Origin of the sequence: Eubacterium ramulus (genome assembly GCF_045002895.1) — a bacterium.
Lineage (GTDB): Bacteria > Bacillota > Clostridia > Lachnospirales > Lachnospiraceae > Eubacterium_I > Eubacterium_I ramulus.
In genome coordinates, this window is record NZ_CP173382.1 from 1842051 (window position 1) to 1860593 (window position 18543).

17 protein-coding genes are annotated in these 18543 nt (G+C 43.3%); 2 read left to right on the forward strand and 15 right to left on the reverse strand.

Annotated features, from left to right (window positions below; genetic code table 11):
• Positions 1-6 precede the first annotated feature (6 nt).
• The 6 genes from ACIRUQ_RS08795 to gap all read right to left on the reverse strand — a co-directional run bounded on the left by ACIRUQ_RS08795 (position 7) and on the right by gap (position 8028).
• Positions 7-888 carry a phosphoribosylaminoimidazolesuccinocarboxamide synthase gene (locus tag ACIRUQ_RS08795; protein WP_021738252.1) on the reverse strand — a complete coding sequence of 294 codons (882 nt, stop codon included), beginning with the start codon at positions 886-888 and terminating at the stop codon, positions 7-9.
• 271 nt (positions 889-1159) lie between these two features.
• On the reverse strand, positions 1160-2509 hold the full coding sequence (locus tag ACIRUQ_RS08800) for an MATE family efflux transporter (RefSeq protein ID WP_055289505.1): 1350 nt from the start codon (positions 2507-2509) through the stop codon (positions 1160-1162).
• A gap of 291 nt (positions 2510-2800) precedes the next feature.
• The gene (gpmI, locus tag ACIRUQ_RS08805) at positions 2801-4345 is read right to left on the reverse strand and encodes a 2,3-bisphosphoglycerate-independent phosphoglycerate mutase (protein WP_055289503.1); all 1545 of its coding nucleotides are present in this window, start codon (positions 4343-4345) and stop codon (positions 2801-2803) included.
• A gap of 157 nt (positions 4346-4502) precedes the next feature.
• Entirely contained in the window at positions 4503-5255 is a 753-nt protein-coding gene (gene tpiA / locus ACIRUQ_RS08810; protein WP_021738248.1) for a triose-phosphate isomerase, read from the reverse strand.
• A 281-nt stretch (positions 5256-5536) separates the two neighbouring features.
• Positions 5537-6748 (reverse strand): phosphoglycerate kinase, encoded by a 1212-nt coding sequence (locus tag ACIRUQ_RS08815; protein WP_021738247.1) that lies wholly within the window; start codon positions 6746-6748, stop codon positions 5537-5539.
• 266 nt (positions 6749-7014) lie between these two features.
• Entirely contained in the window at positions 7015-8028 is a 1014-nt protein-coding gene (gap, locus tag ACIRUQ_RS08820) for a type I glyceraldehyde-3-phosphate dehydrogenase (RefSeq protein WP_022034946.1), read from the reverse strand.
• A gap of 480 nt (positions 8029-8508) precedes the next feature.
• Here gap and ACIRUQ_RS08825 point away from each other — a divergent pair, with 480 nt between their 5' ends.
• Complete coding sequence (locus ACIRUQ_RS08825; RefSeq protein WP_055289499.1) at positions 8509-9309, forward strand: histidinol-phosphatase HisJ family protein; 801 nt, start codon at positions 8509-8511, stop codon at positions 9307-9309.
• A gap of 45 nt (positions 9310-9354) precedes the next feature.
• On the opposite strand, the gene ACIRUQ_RS08830 is transcribed toward ACIRUQ_RS08825, so the two are convergent.
• Positions 9355-10551 (reverse strand): cysteine desulfurase family protein, encoded by a 1197-nt coding sequence (locus ACIRUQ_RS08830; protein ID WP_021738242.1) that lies wholly within the window; start codon positions 10549-10551, stop codon positions 9355-9357.
• Positions 10552-10592: 41 nt separating this feature from the next.
• On the opposite strand from ACIRUQ_RS08830, the gene ACIRUQ_RS08835 reads away from it, so the two are divergent.
• On the forward strand, positions 10593-11954 hold the full coding sequence (locus ACIRUQ_RS08835) for a polysaccharide biosynthesis protein (protein WP_055289497.1): 1362 nt from the start codon (positions 10593-10595) through the stop codon (positions 11952-11954).
• A 180-nt stretch (positions 11955-12134) separates the two neighbouring features.
• Here ACIRUQ_RS08835 and ACIRUQ_RS08840 read toward each other — a convergent pair whose 3' ends face one another.
• From ACIRUQ_RS08840 to ACIRUQ_RS08875, 8 genes are all read right to left on the reverse strand, one after another.
• Complete coding sequence (locus tag ACIRUQ_RS08840; protein WP_022034950.1) at positions 12135-13304, reverse strand: MalY/PatB family protein; 1170 nt, start codon at positions 13302-13304, stop codon at positions 12135-12137.
• 162 nt (positions 13305-13466) lie between these two features.
• Positions 13467-14027, reverse strand: a complete 561-nt coding sequence (gene efp / locus ACIRUQ_RS08845) for an elongation factor P (RefSeq protein WP_021738239.1) — start codon at positions 14025-14027, stop codon at positions 13467-13469.
• A 121-nt stretch (positions 14028-14148) separates the two neighbouring features.
• Positions 14149-14586, reverse strand: a complete 438-nt coding sequence (gene rpiB / locus ACIRUQ_RS08850) for a ribose 5-phosphate isomerase B (protein WP_022034951.1) — start codon at positions 14584-14586, stop codon at positions 14149-14151.
• 94 nt (positions 14587-14680) lie between these two features.
• Positions 14681-15199, reverse strand: coding sequence for a YqeG family HAD IIIA-type phosphatase (locus ACIRUQ_RS08855; RefSeq protein ID WP_022034952.1), 519 nt, complete (start codon positions 15197-15199; stop codon positions 14681-14683).
• Between the two features lie 93 nt (positions 15200-15292).
• Entirely contained in the window at positions 15293-15745 is a 453-nt protein-coding gene (gene nrdR, locus ACIRUQ_RS08860) for a transcriptional regulator NrdR (RefSeq protein WP_021738236.1), read from the reverse strand.
• A gap of 30 nt (positions 15746-15775) precedes the next feature.
• Complete coding sequence (locus ACIRUQ_RS08865) at positions 15776-16030, reverse strand: YlmC/YmxH family sporulation protein (protein WP_021738235.1); 255 nt, start codon at positions 16028-16030, stop codon at positions 15776-15778.
• Between the two features lie 176 nt (positions 16031-16206).
• On the reverse strand, positions 16207-17307 hold the full coding sequence (gene ychF / locus ACIRUQ_RS08870) for a redox-regulated ATPase YchF (protein ID WP_021738234.1): 1101 nt from the start codon (positions 17305-17307) through the stop codon (positions 16207-16209).
• A gap of 358 nt (positions 17308-17665) precedes the next feature.
• Positions 17666-18514 (reverse strand): NAD(P)/FAD-dependent oxidoreductase, encoded by an 849-nt coding sequence (locus ACIRUQ_RS08875; RefSeq protein WP_022034953.1) that lies wholly within the window; start codon positions 18512-18514, stop codon positions 17666-17668.
• Between the last annotated feature and the right edge of the window lie 29 nt (positions 18515-18543).

The window sequence follows — 18543 nt, forward strand, 5'->3', positions numbered from 1 at the left end:
TGCGGTTTATGCCTGGAATTCTTTTCCAGTCAACAGTTCATATGCTTCCTTATATTTATCAACTGTCTTTTTAATTACTTCTTCCGGGAGCAGGTAATCGCTGTCCGGATTTGCTTTTAACCAGTCTCTTACAAACTGTTTGTCATAGGACGGCTGTCCTTTACCCGGCTCATATCCCTCTAATGGCCAGAAACGGGAGCTGTCCGGTGTCAGCATCTCATCACCGAGGATGACATTGCCGTTCTCATCCAGACCAAACTCAAATTTTGTATCTGCAATGATAATCCCTTTGCTTAATGCGTACTCTGCACATTTTTTGTAAAGTGCGATGGTGTAATCACGCAATTTCTCAGCATACTCCTGTCCTTTGCCCGGATAGATTTTCTCCAGATTGATCACTGTCTGCTCAAAACTTACATTCTCATCATGATCACCGATCTCAGCTTTTGTGGATGGTGTGTAGATCGGCTCCGGCAGTTTCTCGGATTCTTTTAATCCCTCCGGAAGTTTGATGCCACAAACGGTTCCGTTCTCACAGTAGCTTGCCCAGCCGCTTCCTGTAATATAGCCACGTACAATACACTCTACCGGCAGCATCTCAAGTTTCTTACATTTCATGCTGTTTCCATCAAATCTCTCATTCTGGAAAAATTCCGGCATATCTTTTACATCCGTTGAAATCATATGGTTCGGTAAAATATCCTTTGTAAAATCGAACCAGAACTCTGACATTTTTGTCAGAATCGTACCTTTTTTCTCTACTTTATTTTTTAAAATTACATCAAAAGCAGAAATTCTGTCTGTTGCGGTAATGATCAGGCTGTCACCAATATCATAAACCTCACGTACTTTTCCCTCTTTCACCGGTTTGAATGTCTGAATACTCATAGCGATTGATTCCCCTTTTCTCTGTATTGTACTTATTTAGTCTCTGTATTTTCCGCAAACGATTCTGTTTACAAAAACATGGTCAAACCACATACATTGTATTTATCATAAACAGAACTTTTGCAACGTAATTTAAGTATAATACATTTGAAAAACATTCGTCAATCAACAAAGGCTCCAGAATGGAAAAGTGCATGTAGAAAATCCCGCTTTATTTATTAGTATTTTTGTATATTTTTTCTCTTTTATTAGCATTTCTAATATTTATTTCCTATTCTGCTTCTATAAATGATTCTGCCTTCACACTACGCCGATAGATTATCACTGCAAATACTGCACTCAATGCTTCTGTCACCCAAAAAGCATGCCATACGCCAGCAGCTCCAAAGAATCGACTAAAAATTAATGCCAGCGGAATAATCAGTACCACATAACGCGATAAGGAAATAAGTAAAGATGGTATTCCTTTCCCTAATCCTTCGAGCGCACCACAGGCTGTAACAGACACTGCGGATAAAATGAACCCGAAACAGATAATATGTAATGCAGTCACACCATTCTGAATAGTTTGTGGATTTTCAGCAAATGCCCCCATCAGTTTTCCCGGAATTGTCAGGCACAGGATCATGCCTGCTGTCATAATGCAAATATTCAAGAGCAATGTCAGGCGGTACAGCTGCTCCACACGTCTATGCTCTCCTGCACCATAGTTGTAGCCGATCAGTGGGCGCATCCCCTGAATAATTCCGTTAGCCGGCATGTATAAGAACGTTTGCAGTTTATAATAAATACCAAGCACCAATACATATGTCTGGGAAAATGCTGCCAGAATCGCATTCAGCGCTGTGGTCAATACAGAGGTCAACGCCATATTCAAAATAGCCGGCACACCGATACTGTAGAGCCGCTTCGCCACTTCCCTGGTCAAATGCAAATATTCCCGGCGGAAGGCCACCCGCTTTGGTCTTTTCAGATATGCAGCTATATAAATCACAATCGGTACACACTGTCCGAATCCGGTTGCCAGTGCAGCTCCTGCAATTCCAAGTTCCGGAAATGGTCCGATGCCGAAAATAATCATCGGATCCAGTATAATATTCAGGACACATCCGATCAGCAGGCTTATCATGGTGATTTTCATATTTCCAATCGCCTGATTCATTTTTTCAAAAGTCAGATTCACACTAAGAATAACAGAAAAAGAAAATACAATCGTTGCATAACGTACCCCCAATGCGATCACATTTGCATCTGTGGTAAATAATCTCAAAAAATACGGAATGCCGATGATACATAAAATCATCATGACAATCCCGTGGATCACTGCCAGCACCATCCCCTGTGTCAGTGCCTCATCTGCTTTGTCTCTTCTTCCCGCGCCAAGATACTGGGCGATCATAGCATTAATACCTACACCAAAACCAATCGCCACTGCATTAATAAAGTTCTGAATCGGAAATACCAGAGAGAGTGCCGTCATGGCATCCTCACTGATCTTTGCCACAAAATAACTGTCTACAATATTGTAAAGTGAGTTTACCGCCATAGAAATGACCATCGGAAGGGACATCGACAACAATAGCGGGAAAATCGGTTTTTCTTTCATAAATGTTTCGTTCAATTGCTTATACTCCTTCTACCAGAAATTCAAGTCGAACGCACGTGAGACCTGGTGCGTGATTCTGGTCAGCGAAAGCTGACATATTCTTCTCAGAATCACTGCACATACTCGCGGAGCGTTTATCTCAGTCGGAGATTGAACTCCCACTGAGAAAGATTTGTTATTACTCACCATTTGCAGAAATGGGAGTCTCAACTCGGACTGAGATAAAAAATGCCACACGACAGTACAAGAATACTGTCGTGTGGCGAAAGGGCTTACTCGCGGAAAATCCACAAATTACTTTGGTATTTATTTTTTGATCAATAAACTGTGACCGGTCATTTCCTCCGGCTGTTTTAATCCCATCAGTTCAATCAATGTCGGAGCGATATCAGCCAGACATCCTCCCTCTGCCAGTCCGTAAGCCGGATCTGCATTTACCAGAATAAACGGTACCGGATTTGTTGTATGAGCAGTATGCGGATTTCCGCTTGTATAGTCGATCATCTGCTCTGCATTTCCATGATCAGCGCAGATAAACAGGATTCCATCTACATCTTTGACTGCCTGTACAGCATCACCTACCAGGCTGTCCACACGCTCTACGGCTGCAACAGCTGCCGGGATCACACCGGTATGACCTACCATATCCGGGTTCGCAAAGTTAATGATGATCACATCATACTTGTCGGATTTGATTGCCTCTACCAGATCCATGCCTACTTCTGGAGCACTCATCTCCGGTTTCAGATCATAAGTTGCAACATCTTTCGGAGACGCAACCAGCAGACGTGCCTCATCTGTATTTGGTTCTTCTACACCACCGTTAAAGAAGAAGGTAACGTGTGCATATTTCTCTGTCTCTGCCAGACGGAGCTGTTTTTTACCCTGTGCTGCGAGGAACTCACCAAAGGTATTTTTGATGGATTCTTTCTCAAATGCAATGATCTTGTTTGGAATTGTCTCATCATAATCTTTGAAGCATACATAGGTCAGCGGAATAAACGGACGTTCAAATCCGGTAAATGCATCGTCACAGAATGCTCTGGTGATCTCACGGGCACGATCCGGACGGAAGTTAAAGAAAATAACGGAATCATTTTCTTTTACAACAGAAACCGGTTTGCCAGCTTCATCCGTGATAACCGTCGGAAGTACAAACTCATCTGTCACACCGTCTGCATAAGAAGTTTCCATTGCTTTCACTGCATCCGTTGCCTGTACACCGGTTCCGGATACCAGGGAATCATATGCCTTCTGGATACGATCCCAGTTATTATCACGATCCATTGCATAATAACGACCGGAAATGGATGCAATCTTACCTACACCAATTTCCTGCATTTTTGCTTCCAGCTGTTCAATATAATCTTTTCCGGAAGCAGGCGGTGTATCACGGCCGTCCAAAAATGCATGTACATATACGTTTGTCAAACCATGTTTTTTTGCCATCTCAAGCAGACCGTACAGATGTGTGATATGGCTGTGTACACCACCATCAGATAACAGTCCCCACAGATGCAGGTCTGAATTGTTTTTTTTGCAATTTTCAATCGCAGTCAGTAATCCCTTGTTTTCAAAGAAATCACCATCCTCGATTGCTTTTGTGATTCTGGTCAGATCCTGGTAAATGATTCGGCCTGCGCCGATATTCATATGTCCAACCTCAGAGTTTCCCATCTGACCATCTGGCAAACCAACTGCCAGACCGGATGCGGCACCTTTTACAAACGGATAATCTTTCATCAAATTGTCCATCACCGGAGTTTTAGCCATTGCGATAGCATTTCCTTCCGGATTGTCATTTAAACCATATCCATCTAAAACCATTAATACGACTGGTCTTTTACTCATGTTTTCCTCCAAAAAATCTGTATCATTGAACTCCTGTCAAAATGTTAGTTTCACAACATCTTCATGCGGACAGGAACATCCATTTAGTTTAAGATAAATTCAGAGCCAAACGGTCTTGCGGATGGCTCTGAATTGTAAAAGCATTGTTAATATTATCTTATTTATTATAGTTTACGATTTTGCCGAAGTCAGCTTTCAGAGAAGCGCCGCCTACCAGACCACCATCGATGTCCGGTTTTGCAAATAACTCAGCTGCATTTCCTGCGTTTACAGATCCACCGTACTGGATGCGAATTGCTTCTGCAGTTGCCTCATCATAAACTTCAGCGATGCATGCACGGATTGCGCCGCATACTTCCTCTGCCTGATCAGAAGTAGCTGTCTCACCGGTTCCGATTGCCCAGATTGGCTCGTAAGCGATCACTGCTGTTTTTGCCTGATCTGCTGTTACGTTCTGGAATGCGATCTTGATCTGCATACGGATCCAGTCAAGGTAGATTCCCTGTTTTCTCTGTGTCAGAGTCTCACCACAGCAGATGATCGGTGTGATACCATGCTCAAAAGCTTTCAGAACTTTTTTGTTTACAGTCTCATCTGTCTCTGCAAAATACTCTCTTCTCTCAGAATGTCCAAGAACAACGTATTTTACACCTGCGTCAACTAACATATTCGGGGAAATTTCACCTGTATAAGCGCCACTTTCCTCAAAATACATGTTCTCTGCACCAATGCAGATGTTGCTGTCTTTTGCAGCAATCATAGCCGGGATGATATCGATAGCCGGTACACAGAATACTACATCTACATCTTCATTCGCTACTAACGGTTTTAACTCATTCACCAGAGCAACTGCCTCGCTCGGTGTTTTGTTCATTTTCCAGTTACCTGCGATAATTTTTCTTCTAGCCATTTCGCTTTTTCTCCTTACATATAATTTTTCAAAAATTCCAGATATGGAATCAGTGCAAGGCAGATGAGACGCAGACGTACATAGAGGTACGTCAAATTCTCATCTAACAAAGCAATTATTTCATATATGGGATTAATATATAATTTTTTCAGAAATTCAATTACTACAAAAACTCCAAAAAATTCCAGATATGGAATCAGTGCAAGGCAGATGAGACGCAGACGTACATAGAGGTACGTCAAGTCTCATCTAACGAAGCAATTATTTCATATATGGGATTTTTACTTGTCGTTTGCTGCTGCTACGCCAGGCAGTTCCTTTCCTTCAAGGAATTCCAGAGAAGCTCCGCCACCTGTGGAAATATGTGTCATCTTGTCACCAAATCCAAGCTGGTTTACAGCTGCTGCGGAATCACCGCCACCGATGATTGTTGTAGCATCTGTCTCTGCCAGAGATTTTGCAACTGCAATGGTACCTTTTGCAAGGATTGGGTTCTCGAATACGCCCATCGGTCCGTTCCATACAACTGTTTTTGCGGATTTTACTGCATCTGCATATAACTCAGCTGTTTTTGTTCCGATATCAAGACCTTCTTTGTCAGCCGGAATTGCATCAGATGCAACAACTTCTACTGCGATCTCTGCATCAATCGGATTCGGGAAACCATCTGCGATTGTAGTATCGATTGGGAGAAGTAATTTCTTGCCAAGTTTCTCAGCTTTGTCCATCATCTCTTTGCAGTAATCGATCTTTGTATCATCTACCAAAGAGTTTCCTACTTCATATCCTTTTGCTTTCAGGAATGTAAATGCCATACCACCACCGATGATCAGGGTATCACATTTTTCAAGCAGGTTGGAGATTACGTTTAATTTATCTGCTACTTTTGCACCGCCAAGAATTGCCACGAACGGTCTTTCCGGTGTATTTACTGCGTTTCCGAGGAAATCGATCTCTTTCTGCATTAAGTAACCAACAACAGCAGTATCAACCAAACCTGCAACACCTACGTTGGAGCAGTGTGCTCTGTGAGCGGTTCCAAATGCGTCATTTACAAATACATCACAGATGGAAGCAAGGTCTTTGGAAAAAGCTTCTCCGTTTTTTGTCTCTTCCGGTCTGAAACGAGTATTCTCAAGAAGGATTACATCGCCATCCTTCATAGCCTCTACTGCTGCTTTTGCGTTCGGTCCTACAACTTCCGGATCAGCTGCAAATTTTACTTCCTGTCCTAACAGTTCGGATAAACGTACTGCAACCGGTGCAAGCGTTTTTGTTTTTTTATCTTCCTCTGTTTTTACTTTGCCAAGGTGAGAGCAGAGAATTACTTTGCCTCCGTCAGCAATCAGTTTTTTGATGGTAGGAAGAGCTGCAACGAGACGGTTCTCGTCTGTGATCTTGCCATCTTTTAACGGTACGTTGAAGTCGCATCTGCAAAGAACTCTAAGTCCTTTTACGTTAATATCATCTACTGTTTTTTTATTTAATCCCATGATATTGTCTCCTTATCCTGTTTATATACTTAATTTAGGAAATCTATAAAGATCAAGAAAATATGCATGTCTAATTGAACCTTGTTTGTAACTGATCTATGCATACTTTTCTTATTGCACCGAGCATATGCGAAGCAATTTTCATCTTATGCGTGTGCGCATTTCTAATGGCTCTGCTTTTGATTTGCAACACAAATCAAAAACAGAGTCCGGTCCAAAAGACCGGACCCTGCAGTGAGTCTTTGTTATACTTTATAGAGTGTTGATTATGCTAACTCTGCGAAGTATTTGATTGTACGAACCATCTGGCTTGTATAGCTGTTCTCATTATCATACCATGAAACAACCTGAACCTGAGTTGTTCCGTTGTCTAACGGAAGAACCATTGTCTGAGTTGCATCGAAGAGAGAACCATATGTCATTCCTACGATATCGGAAGAAACGATCTCATCTACGTTGTAGCCAAAGGACTCGTTAGAAGCTGCTTTCATAGCTGCGTTGATCTCATCAACTGTTACGTTGCCTTCAACAACTGCGTTTAAGATTGTTGTAGAACCTGTCGGGGTCGGTACACGCTGAGCAGCTCCGATTAATTTACCGGATAACTCTGGGATTACCAGACCGATTGCTTTTGCAGCACCTGTGCTGTTTGGAACGATGTTAACTGCTGCAGCACGGCTTCTTCTTAAATCGCCTTTTCTCTGTGGTCCGTCAAGTGTCATCTGATCGCCTGTATAAGCGTGGATTGTGCACATGATACCGGATTTGATCTTAACAAGGTCGTTTAATGCCTTTGTCATCGGAGCAAGGCAGTTTGTTGTACAGGAAGCTGCGGAAATAATTGTATCTTCTTTTGTTAATACATCATGGTTTACATTGTAAACAACGGTAGGAAGGTCGTTTCCAGCCGGAGCGGAAATAACAACTTTCTTAGCACCTGCATTGATATGAGCCTGTGCTTTCTCTTTGGATGTATAGAATCCGGAACACTCTAAAACTACGTCTACGTCTAAAGCACCCCATGGGCAATTATTTGCATCTGGCTCTTTGTAGATTTTGATTTCTTTTCCATCAACTGTGATAGAATCTTCTCCAGCAGAAACTGTATCAGCTTTTGCATATTTACCCTGAGAAGAGTCATATTTTAATAAATGAGCAAGCATTTTCGGGCTTGTAAGATCGTTGATTGCTACGATTTCATATCCCTCTGCACCAAACATCTGTCTGAAAGCAAGACGTCCAATACGTCCAAATCCATTAATTGCTACTTTTACTGCCATTTTTTCATTCCTCCTAGAATTAAAATGTATCCGGATCATCCGGTGGTTTATTTTTGGATGTCTCAACTGTTGTCTGTTCATTGATGTCTCATCCAATCTGCTTATATTTTAACGAATATGACTGAGTTTTTCAATAGTTTTCAACCGCTTATTTTAACTTTGTTAATTTTTTCACCATCTTGTTTCTTTTTTTCTCTTTTTTTAGCAATTTGTACAAGTTTTACAGATGTTTTTTCACCAGTTTTGATATTATAGTCCAAGTCTCACTATGTGTTTTTGTAGTAATTGCATAAAACTTTTTCCTTTTTTTAGAATTTCGATCATTTTTCCTATTCAAAATGCACGGATTGGATTGACAAAAATGTACTGCTGTGCTTATCATAGTTTCAGGAAACCGCATAACCACGCTGTTTTTCAAAGTTTATATTTTGCACAATATATAATATAAGCCTTATATCACCCTTGAAAGGAGACATTTTCATGCTTTGGGATACACATATGCACACTCATTTTTCCGGTGACAGCAACGCCGATCCTGCTGCTATGGCACGTTCCGCCATCGAAAAAAATCTGGCTGGGATCTGCATTACCGATCACCTTGACTATGATTACCCGGATGAACCGGATTTATTCACCATTGATTTTCCTCAATATGAAAAAGGAATCCGGCAGCTGCAGGCTGATTTTTCTGATTCCTTGAACATCAACTTCGGTATTGAACTGGGATTGCAGCCGCATCTGGCGAAGAAGCACCATGAAATACTACAGGAAATGGATTTTGATTTTGTCATCGGATCCTCCCATGTGGTGCACGGCCTCGATCCATATTATCCGGCTTATTATGAAGGACGCAGCGAGCATGCCGCTTATCTGGAATATTTTGAATCCATTCTGGAAAACATCGCTGCCTTTCATGAATTTGATGTATACGGTCACATTGACTATGTGGTTCGTTACGGACCGGAAAAGAACAAAAATTACAGTTATGACAAATACAAAGATGTCATTGACGAGATCCTGCGGCAGCTTATCGCTCACGGTAAGGGTATCGAGCTGAATATGGCCGGATTCAAATATGGTCTCGGGCACCCAAACCCAACGGAAGAAATCCTGCACCGGTATCGGGAGCTGGGAGGTGAGATCATCACCATCGGTGCTGACGGACATGCCCCAGATCAGATTGCCTGGGATTTCGACAAAGTACCACAGCTGCTGAAAGCGGCCGGCTTTGACTACTTTACGGTCTTCACGAAAAGAAAACCGGAATTTCTTCCGGTTTAAATTCAAGTCGAACGCACGTGAGATTTGGGCGTTTTAACACCCAAATCATTTTTTAAAGTCCCTCAATTTTTTTACGCATTGTTTTAACACCTCAACGGTATCGTCCAATTCTTCCGGTGTATTCTGGATACCCAGGGTAAAACGGATAGCCTCATATGCCTGATGTCCGGCATTTCCGATGGCAAGCTGTACATGAGAAGCCTTTTGTTCCCCGGTGGAACATGCAGAAGCGGATGATACACAGATGCCTTCCAGATCCAGCAATGCCACTACCGCCGGACCGTTTACCCCCGCAATGCTGATATTCACATTGTTTGGCAGACGGTTCCGGCGATCCCCGTTGATACTGCTTCCCGGAATTTCTTCCAGCAGCCGCCGGATAAAATAATCACGCAGCCTGCTTTCATATGCCATCTTTTTCTCCAGAATTGCTGCGGAACAGACCGCCGCCCGTCCGATTCCTACAATCCCCGGTACGTTCTCGGTACCGGCCCGCATCTTCCGCTCCTGTCCACCACCATGGATCATCGGCTGAAGCTTCAGTCCCTTTCGGGCATATAAAAATCCGGTTCCTTTTGGCCCGTTAAATTTATGACCACTGGCAGACAGCAGGTCGATATTATCCTCTTTTACATGAATTGGAATCTGGCCGTATGCCTGCACTGCATCCGTATGGAACAGAACCTGTTTCCGATGGGTGATCTGCCCGATCTGACGTATCGGTTGAATACTTCCGATCTCATTGTTTGCATACATTACAGACACCAGCACTGTATCTGATATGATCGCCCGCTCCACCATCTCCGGCTGTACTGTTCCTTCCTTATTCACCGGAAGATAAGTCACACGCACTCCCTGTTTTTCCAGATTTTTACACGTGTTTAAGATTGCATGGTGCTCAATAGACGATGTCACAATGTGTGGTCTCCTTCGTTTTCCATTTTGCACGGCATAGCGCAATGCCCAGTTATCGGATTCTGTTCCTCCCGATGTAAAATAAATAGTGTCATCTTCCACCCCCAGTGTGTCTGCAATCTGTTCCCGGGCTGTCTCAATGGCGCGCTTACTTTCTTCCCCCAGTTCATATCCGGATGATGGATTGCCATAATATCTGCTGTAATAGGGGATCATCGCATCCAACACTTCCGGAAAAGGCTGCGTTGTGGCGGCATGATCCAAATAAATCAACCGTTTCATATAATCATACCATTCCTTTCGGTTCTGACCGATTTTTCTCTGCATATATTTATAAAAAATCCACAGGCAGAAGAGTCTTCTTTCCAATGAAATCATATGCAAATCCCATGAAACAGAACTTTATATCCGGTACGCTGCTGCTGACACTGACCGGAATTTTAAGCAGGATCATCGGTTTTTATTATAAAATATTCCTTTCCCGCAGAATCGGTGCAGAAGGACTTGGAATTTACCAGCTGATATTTCCGGTATTTGCCCTGATCATCTCTGTATCAGCCGCCGGAATCCAGACTGCGATCTCCCGTTACTGTGCCCAATGCAGACAGAAACGCCAGGCCAGAGCCTATCTGAGTGTCGGACTGTCTGGTTCCCTGTTGCTATCTGCCAGCTGTGTCTGGATCATATGGCACTACGCTCCGCAGATCGGGCTTTCCCTGCTGGAAGATGTCCGGACAGTCCCGCTGCTCCGCATCATGACCCTTTCCCTGCCTTTCGCCTGTATCCACGCCTGCATCAACGGCTACTATTATGGTCGAAAAAAAGCCGTCATCCCGGCTATTTCACAGATTCTGGAACAGGTCATCCGTGTCGCAGGCGTCTGGCTCGTGGCTGACATCCAGATGCAGCGGGGACAGCTTGTGACACCACAGATTGCAGTCTGGGGCATTCTGTTTGGCGAACTTGCTTCCTCTCTTTACTCCGTCACCATGGTCTGCTTTTTTTCAGAACGCACGGAAAATAAAAAGACAGTACCAAATCCATCGGTACCGCCTTCTTCTATCCGGCTGACAAAAATTGCAAAGGATCTGTGCTCTATGGCAGTTCCTCTCACCTGCAGCCGTATTTTGTTAAGTTTATGTCAGAGTGCGGAAGCACTGCTGATCCCGATCAAACTCCGGGATTTTGGTTATGCAAACAGTGATGCCCTGAGCGTCTATGGTATCCTGACCGGCATGGTTTTTTCCACCATTATGTTTCCGTGCGTGCTAAGTAATTCCCTGTCTGTTATGCTGCTTCCGGCCATCGCAGAAGCGAATAGCCGGAAACAGTATAACCTGGTGCAAAAAGCCATCCGGAGAACCACACAGCTGTGTGTCATTCTCGGTCTTGTGTGTACCTCCGGATTTCTGCTGTGCGGAAACTGGATCGGCATCCATCTGTTTCACAACACACTGGCAGGTATTTATGTGCGCACCCTGAGCTGGATCTGTCCGTTTTTATTCCTCGCAAGCACACTGTGCAGCATTTTGCACGGACTTGGCAAGGCTACCCTCACCATGCTGATCAACCTGGCTGGTGCCGCCATCCGCATTATATTTGTTTTCGCAGGAATCCCCCGCATTGGACTGAGTGCTTACCTCTGGGGCATGCTGGCCAGCCAGATTCTGATCTGTGCGCTCGCATTTTTCTGTCTGCATCATGCACCTGAATATGTACCTGAGAAGTGAAGCTGAACGCATATTTTTCGGTAAAGCGGACATTCGCAATCCGCTTTCGCTACTTGCTCATGAACGCAGTCGCTTTGCGACCTGTCAGTGGGAGCTTTTAACTCCCACTGACATAAGCATCCCCCGTATCCACCGCTTAGTGCTCTACGCACTTGAAGCGGGGGAATGCTTATTCTGCGTTCATTCTCCGAAGACTTCTCCCAGACGTTCCATCGCTTCCACGATCATACTGCGGGGACTTGCAATATTGATCCGCATAAACCCTGCACCCTCCGGTCCGAACATAGAGCCCTCATTAAACCAGATTCTTGCATCTTTCAGGATTTTCGCATTCAGTGCTTCCGCAGACAGTCCATATTCCCGAAAATCCGCCCAAAGCAGATAGGTTCCCTCCGGCTCGATGAGATGGACTTTGGGCAGATGCTCTGCCAGATAATCACGGATGTATGTAATGTTTCCCTGCAGATATACACGTAATTCATCCAGCCACTGTGCACCATATTCATATGCTGCCTGGCAGGATACCTGTCCGAACAGGTTTGCATCGGAGTAAAATACTTTGTCCATCTCTGCCTGGAAGGTCTTTCTCAGTTCCGGATTCGGGATCATAATATTGGACAGCTGCAGTTCTGCCAAATTAAATGTCTTACTCGGTGCCGTACAGATCACTGCATTGTCTGCATATTCACTCAGTGTACCAAAACTGGTGTGATGATATCCCTCATATACAAAATCACAGTGAATCTCATCCACGATCATGATGACACCATGCTTTTTACAGATTTCGGCAGCCTGACACAGTTCTTCTTTTGTCCAGACACGGGACACCGGGTTATGCGGGCTGCAAAGCAGAAACAGTTTTACCTGTTCTTCTGTGATCTTGCGCTCCATATCTTCATAATCCATGTGATATTTTCCGTTTTCCATAACCAGTGGATTATTCACCAGTTTTCGTCCGTTTTCTTTTACCACATTGGTAAATGGATGATAAACCGGGCGCTGGATCATAACGCTGTCCCCCTCTTTTGTGTAAGCACGGACTGCTGCTGCCAGCGCAAATACCACACCCGGAGTGACGATCACCCAGTCTTTTTCCACCTGCCATCCAAACCGCTCAGAAAACCAGTTTTTCAATGCATGATAATAGCCGTCACCCAGCATGGAATAACCGTATATACCACGATCTGCCACTTCTTTTAACCGTTCTTTCACTTCCGGAACCGTCTCAAAATCCATATCTGCCACCCAGAGTGGTAACGTATCCGCCGGTAATTTTCTTTTTGCAATCATATCCCATTTATAACAGTCCGTTCCATGACGGTCTACTATTTTGTCAAAATCGTATTTCATACATCCTCCTTAATCCTCGTCAAACAGAAAACGGAGCGGATATTTACAATCCACTCCGTCATTTAAAAAATAGTTCGCTCTGCTCACTTCCTGTAACAGCGGATATTCGCAATCCACTTCGTTACTTGCTCATAAAAAATAGTTCGCTCTGCTCACTATTTTTTATACTCGTGATAAGTACTCGCCTGTTCTTGTATCAATCTTGATTACGTCTCCCTCATTTACGAATAACGGAACGTACACAGTAGCACCTGTCTCAACAGTTGCCGGTTTTGTAGCACCTGTTGCTGTATCGCCTTTGAAACCTGGCTCTGTCTCTGTGATAACAAGTTCAACGAACATCGGCGGCTCAACTGCGAAGATATCTCCGTTGTGAGCAAGCATTGTAACTGCCTCGTTCTCTTTTACGAATTTCAGAGCATCACCGATTGCATCTGCACTCAGAGCGATCTGATCATATGTCTCTGTATCCATGAAGTAATATAAATCACCGTCATTGTACAGATACTGTTTCTCAGATCTGTCAACGTGTGCTGTCTCTACATCCTCTGTCGGACGGAATGTTTTCTCTACAACACCACCGGTTTTAATATTTTTTAATCTTGTTCTGATAAAAGCTGCGCCTTTTCCAGGTTTTACGTGCTGGAAATCATCTACTCTGTATACATTGCCTTCCAGCTCGATTGTAACACCTTTTCCGATTACCTTTCCTGCGTTTGCCATTCAAAAATCCTCCTTGTATGTTAAGACTCTCGGTCTTTTCTTCTATTACCACAAATATATGGTAATTATTACTTCTATCTATTCTATATGAAAAACCGTGATTTTTCAACCTTTTTATAGACTATTCCTCAATTTTATGGATCATATCGATACGTGTCTGATGACGGCCACCCTGGAATTTGGCATCCAGCCATGCATCCACAATTGCTTTTGCAGTCTCACTGCCTACAATTCTGGCACCGAAAGCAATGATATTTGCGTTGTTATGTTCTTTTACGAGACGGGCTGTTACCGGCTCAGAACATACTGCCGCACGTACCCCTTTTACTTTGTTTGCAGCGATGGAGATACCGACACCGGTTCCACAGATCAGCACACCACCGTCCGCTTCACCTGCTGCTACCATACGTCCGGCTTTCTCGCCGTACTCCGGATAATTACAGCTGTCATGTGTATCTGTACCGATATTGATCACCTCATGACCTTTCTCTTCCAGATATGCCTTGATCTCATTTTTCAGTTCTACTGCTGCATGGTCATTACCAATTACAAGTTTCATTGTTCTTCCCTCCGTTTTTTCATTTATCCTAGGATTGATTCCTGTCACCGATATCATTTTCATATTCACTGTTTATGTCCGTGACAATCATTTCTCACTCTAATATACTTTTATGTGTCTTTCTGTATCTGCGGTAACCGATCAGCACAATGGCTTCCAACCGCCGTTTTAAAACAATCTGAATTTCTTCCTTCCAGTGGATTTTCTTTACCATTATGGATGGAATTCCTGTCCGATTGGCACCAAACACATCGGTAAACATCTGATCTCCGATAAAAATCGTATTGCCCTTCTCCGTATGCATCTGCTCCATAGCTTTCTCATAATTTTTTGTTGATGGCTTATGCGCATCATAAATATACAGAGAATGCACAGCATCCGCAAATGGTTTTACCCGCGGCTCCTGATTATTAGAAATCAGGCAGGTGGCAAATCCAATCTCATGCAGATGTGCAAAAAGCTGTTTCGCCTGATCATTTGCAGGTGCTCCATGTGTTACCAATGTATTATCAATATCAAAAATCAATCCCCGGTATCCGGACCGGTACAACCGGTCAAAATCAATCTCATATGTAGAGGATACATACAGATCCGGATAAAATTTTTGAAACATAAACCACCTCCGTATTACATGCATAAATTGATGTTTGGGTTAAAAGATGCCATACGAATTGTTTCGTACTCCACAATTCTAACCTCATGAATTTTATTTATCCAACACTTTTTTCAGTTCTTCCACGAACGAATTTACATCTTTGAACTCCCTGTAAACCGATGCAAATCTCACATATGCCACTGCTTCCAGATCCTTGAGCTTATCCATCACCAATTCCCCGATGACACTGCTTGGGATTTCTTTTTCTTCCATATTGAAGATTTCAGTCTCCACCTCATCAATAAGCTGATTGATCTGGTTAACGGACACCGGGCGTTTGTGGCAGGCGCGCAGTACACCATCCTCGATTTTTGAACGGTTATACTGTTCTCTGGTATTGTCTTTTTTTATAATGATCAGCGGAATAGTCTCCACCTTCTCATAAGTCGTAAATCTCTTTGCACAATCATCACAAAGTCTTCTCCGGCGGATGGAATAATTATCATCTGCCGGTCTGGAATCAATGACTCTTGTATTATCGCTGCTGCAATAAGGGCATTTCATCGCTCTTTTCCTCCGTATTTATAAAATTGCTTAAAGTTTACGCAGACATTTTTCTGCACAAATGTCTACCAGTATTACATCCGGTCCGATCCGAACAATTTTTTTCCAGTCTATGACATATTCCGTGTCACAGCCTACCAGATGAAACCACTTCGGAGGTCCCTTTATGATCATCGCACATATCTGTCCACTGCATTCGTCAAATTTCAGATCACAGACACATCCCAGACATTTGCAGTCAGAGACATTGATAACCTCTTTTTTTGAAAATTCACATAAACGCATCCTGCACTTCCCGGATTTTTTTGTTCTTTTATCTTATTCACAGTTGCCAGGAACGTGCATATGATACTGTTTTATGCAGCTATGCTGCTGATGCATCAGATTATTTTTTTATATACGCTTATTCTCTTGTGAACTACCCATTGTTTAAAGCCAATAGGCATCCTGCTTCAATCGTTTTATACATTGAAACGGAACAGGATCACATCGCCGTCCTGTACCACATATTCTTTTCCTTCCAGTCCTACCAGACCTTTTTCACGGGCTGCAGCCAGTGAGCCGCACTCCAGGAGATCTTTGTAGTTTACAACCTCGGCACGGATGAATCCACGCTCAAAATCAGTATGGATCTTTCCGGCTGCCTGCGGAGCTTTGGTTCCTTTTTTGATGGTCCATGCTCGTGTCTCATCCTCACCTGCAGTCAAATAACTCAGCAGACCAAGTAAGCTGTAACTTGCCTTGATCAGTTTCTCCAGACCGGACTGTTTCAGTCCCAGATCTTCCAGGAACATTGCTTTCTCATCATCATCCAGTTCCGCGATCTCCTGCTCAATCTGTGCACAGATAACAAATACTTCAGAGCCTTCCTCTGCAGCCAGTTTGCGTACATTTGCCACATGCGGATTGTTTGCGCCGTCATCAGCCAGATCATCCTCGGATACGTTGGCAGCATAAATCACCGGTTTTGCAGTCAGCAGATTGTAAGAAGCAAACCATTCCTGATCATCTTCATCATCGCCTACCTCAAAGGTTTTTGCCAGCTGACCATCCTCCAGATGTGCTTTGATCTTCTCTAACAATTCCAGCTCTTTTGCCAGTTTCTTATCCATTCTGGCACCTTTGCTTGTTTTGGCGATACGGCGCTCCAGAATTTCGATATCAGAAAAGATCAGCTCCAGATTGATGGTCTCAATATCACGGGCCGGATCTACACTTCCATCTACATGAACAACATTTGGATCCTCAAAGCAACGTACCACATGTACAATTGCATCTACTTCACGGATGTTTGCCAGAAACTGGTTTCCGAGTCCCTCACCTTTGCTGGCTCCTTTTACCAGACCTGCAATATCTACAAACTCAATAACAGCCGGTGTCACTTTCTTGGAATGATACATATCTCCCAGTAATTTCAAGCGCTCATCCGGTACTGCTACGACACCCACATTCGGGTCAATGGTACAAAACGGATAGTTTGCTGACTCAGCACCGGCTTTTGTCAGTGAATTGAACAGGGTACTTTTTCCTACGTTTGGCAGTCCCACGATTCCTAATTTCATTTTCTCTATTTCCTCCTATAAATCCTTTGATTTCAAGGGATTTCAGCATACTTATTTTTGCAAGTGGGCCATTTCGTGGGCCATTACATTGCCACAAGTGCTTCCTGCTACCAATTCCATTTTTTTCTTTTCTTCCTCGGTAATATGAACTGAATGATACCCTTGTCAAATTCTTTTCTTTTTAAATCTTTTCCCATATTTCAGCTTCTTTCATAAGAAGCCCCAATACAGTACCTTGTATTATACCATAGCATTTTATCTTTGTGAATATTCATTTTCATCTAATCTCCTGTCAATGCACCTCATTCATAATCTAAAAAGCGCCGTATTGCTACGACGCTTTTGTCTTGCATAGAAGCTATTCTGTGAGATAACTGATACAGCTATGTGCTGCCACATTTCCTTCTCCCACTGCTTTTGTATACTGATACGGACGACCGGTGCAGTCTCCCGCTGCAAAACAGCCGGGCAGATTTGTTTTCTGGGTGCGATCCACTTTGATATGTCCATTCTCAATCTCTAATCCGGAAACGAGTTTGGAGGGCGCAATGGCATTGCGCAGACAGAAAATGCCGTCAAGCTCCAACACCTTTCCGCTTTTTAACACGAGACCGGTTACCCGGTCACTGCCCTTTATTTCCAACGGAAAGTCTTTCGAAATCGTAACATTCTCTTTTTTTATCTGACTGTCTGAAAACATTGGAAAATAAGTTACCTTTGCTGCCAGATCTGCCAGATATTCTACTTCATGCTCATATTTTGGATCATTACACAGTACTGCGATTTCCTTATCCTTGTAGAACATACCATCGCAGGTAGCGCAATAACTGACACCCCTGCCGAGTAACTCGTCTTCACCCTTCAGCAGTTTTGCTGTCATCACACCCATGGCAAGGATCAGTGTTTTTGCCTCGTAGACTTCATTGTCTGCCAGTACCATGTAATACGTTCCGACTGACATAACATTTGTCACTGTCTTTTCTGTAATATCCAGACCGGCGCTCTGTATGTGATCTGTAAAATGAGAAAACAATTCCTGTCCGGTCAGCTCCGGAAATCCCGGATAATTTGTAATTTTTTCTGCTTTCTGCACTTTATCACTCAGATTTTTGGAACCGAACCATACAAAACTTTTTTTGTAAGTTTTCAGGTTCAATGCTGCAGATAAGCCTGCCGGACCGGTTCCGATAATAATACAATCATACATGTTTGCGCTACCTCCGTAATTCTTTTCCT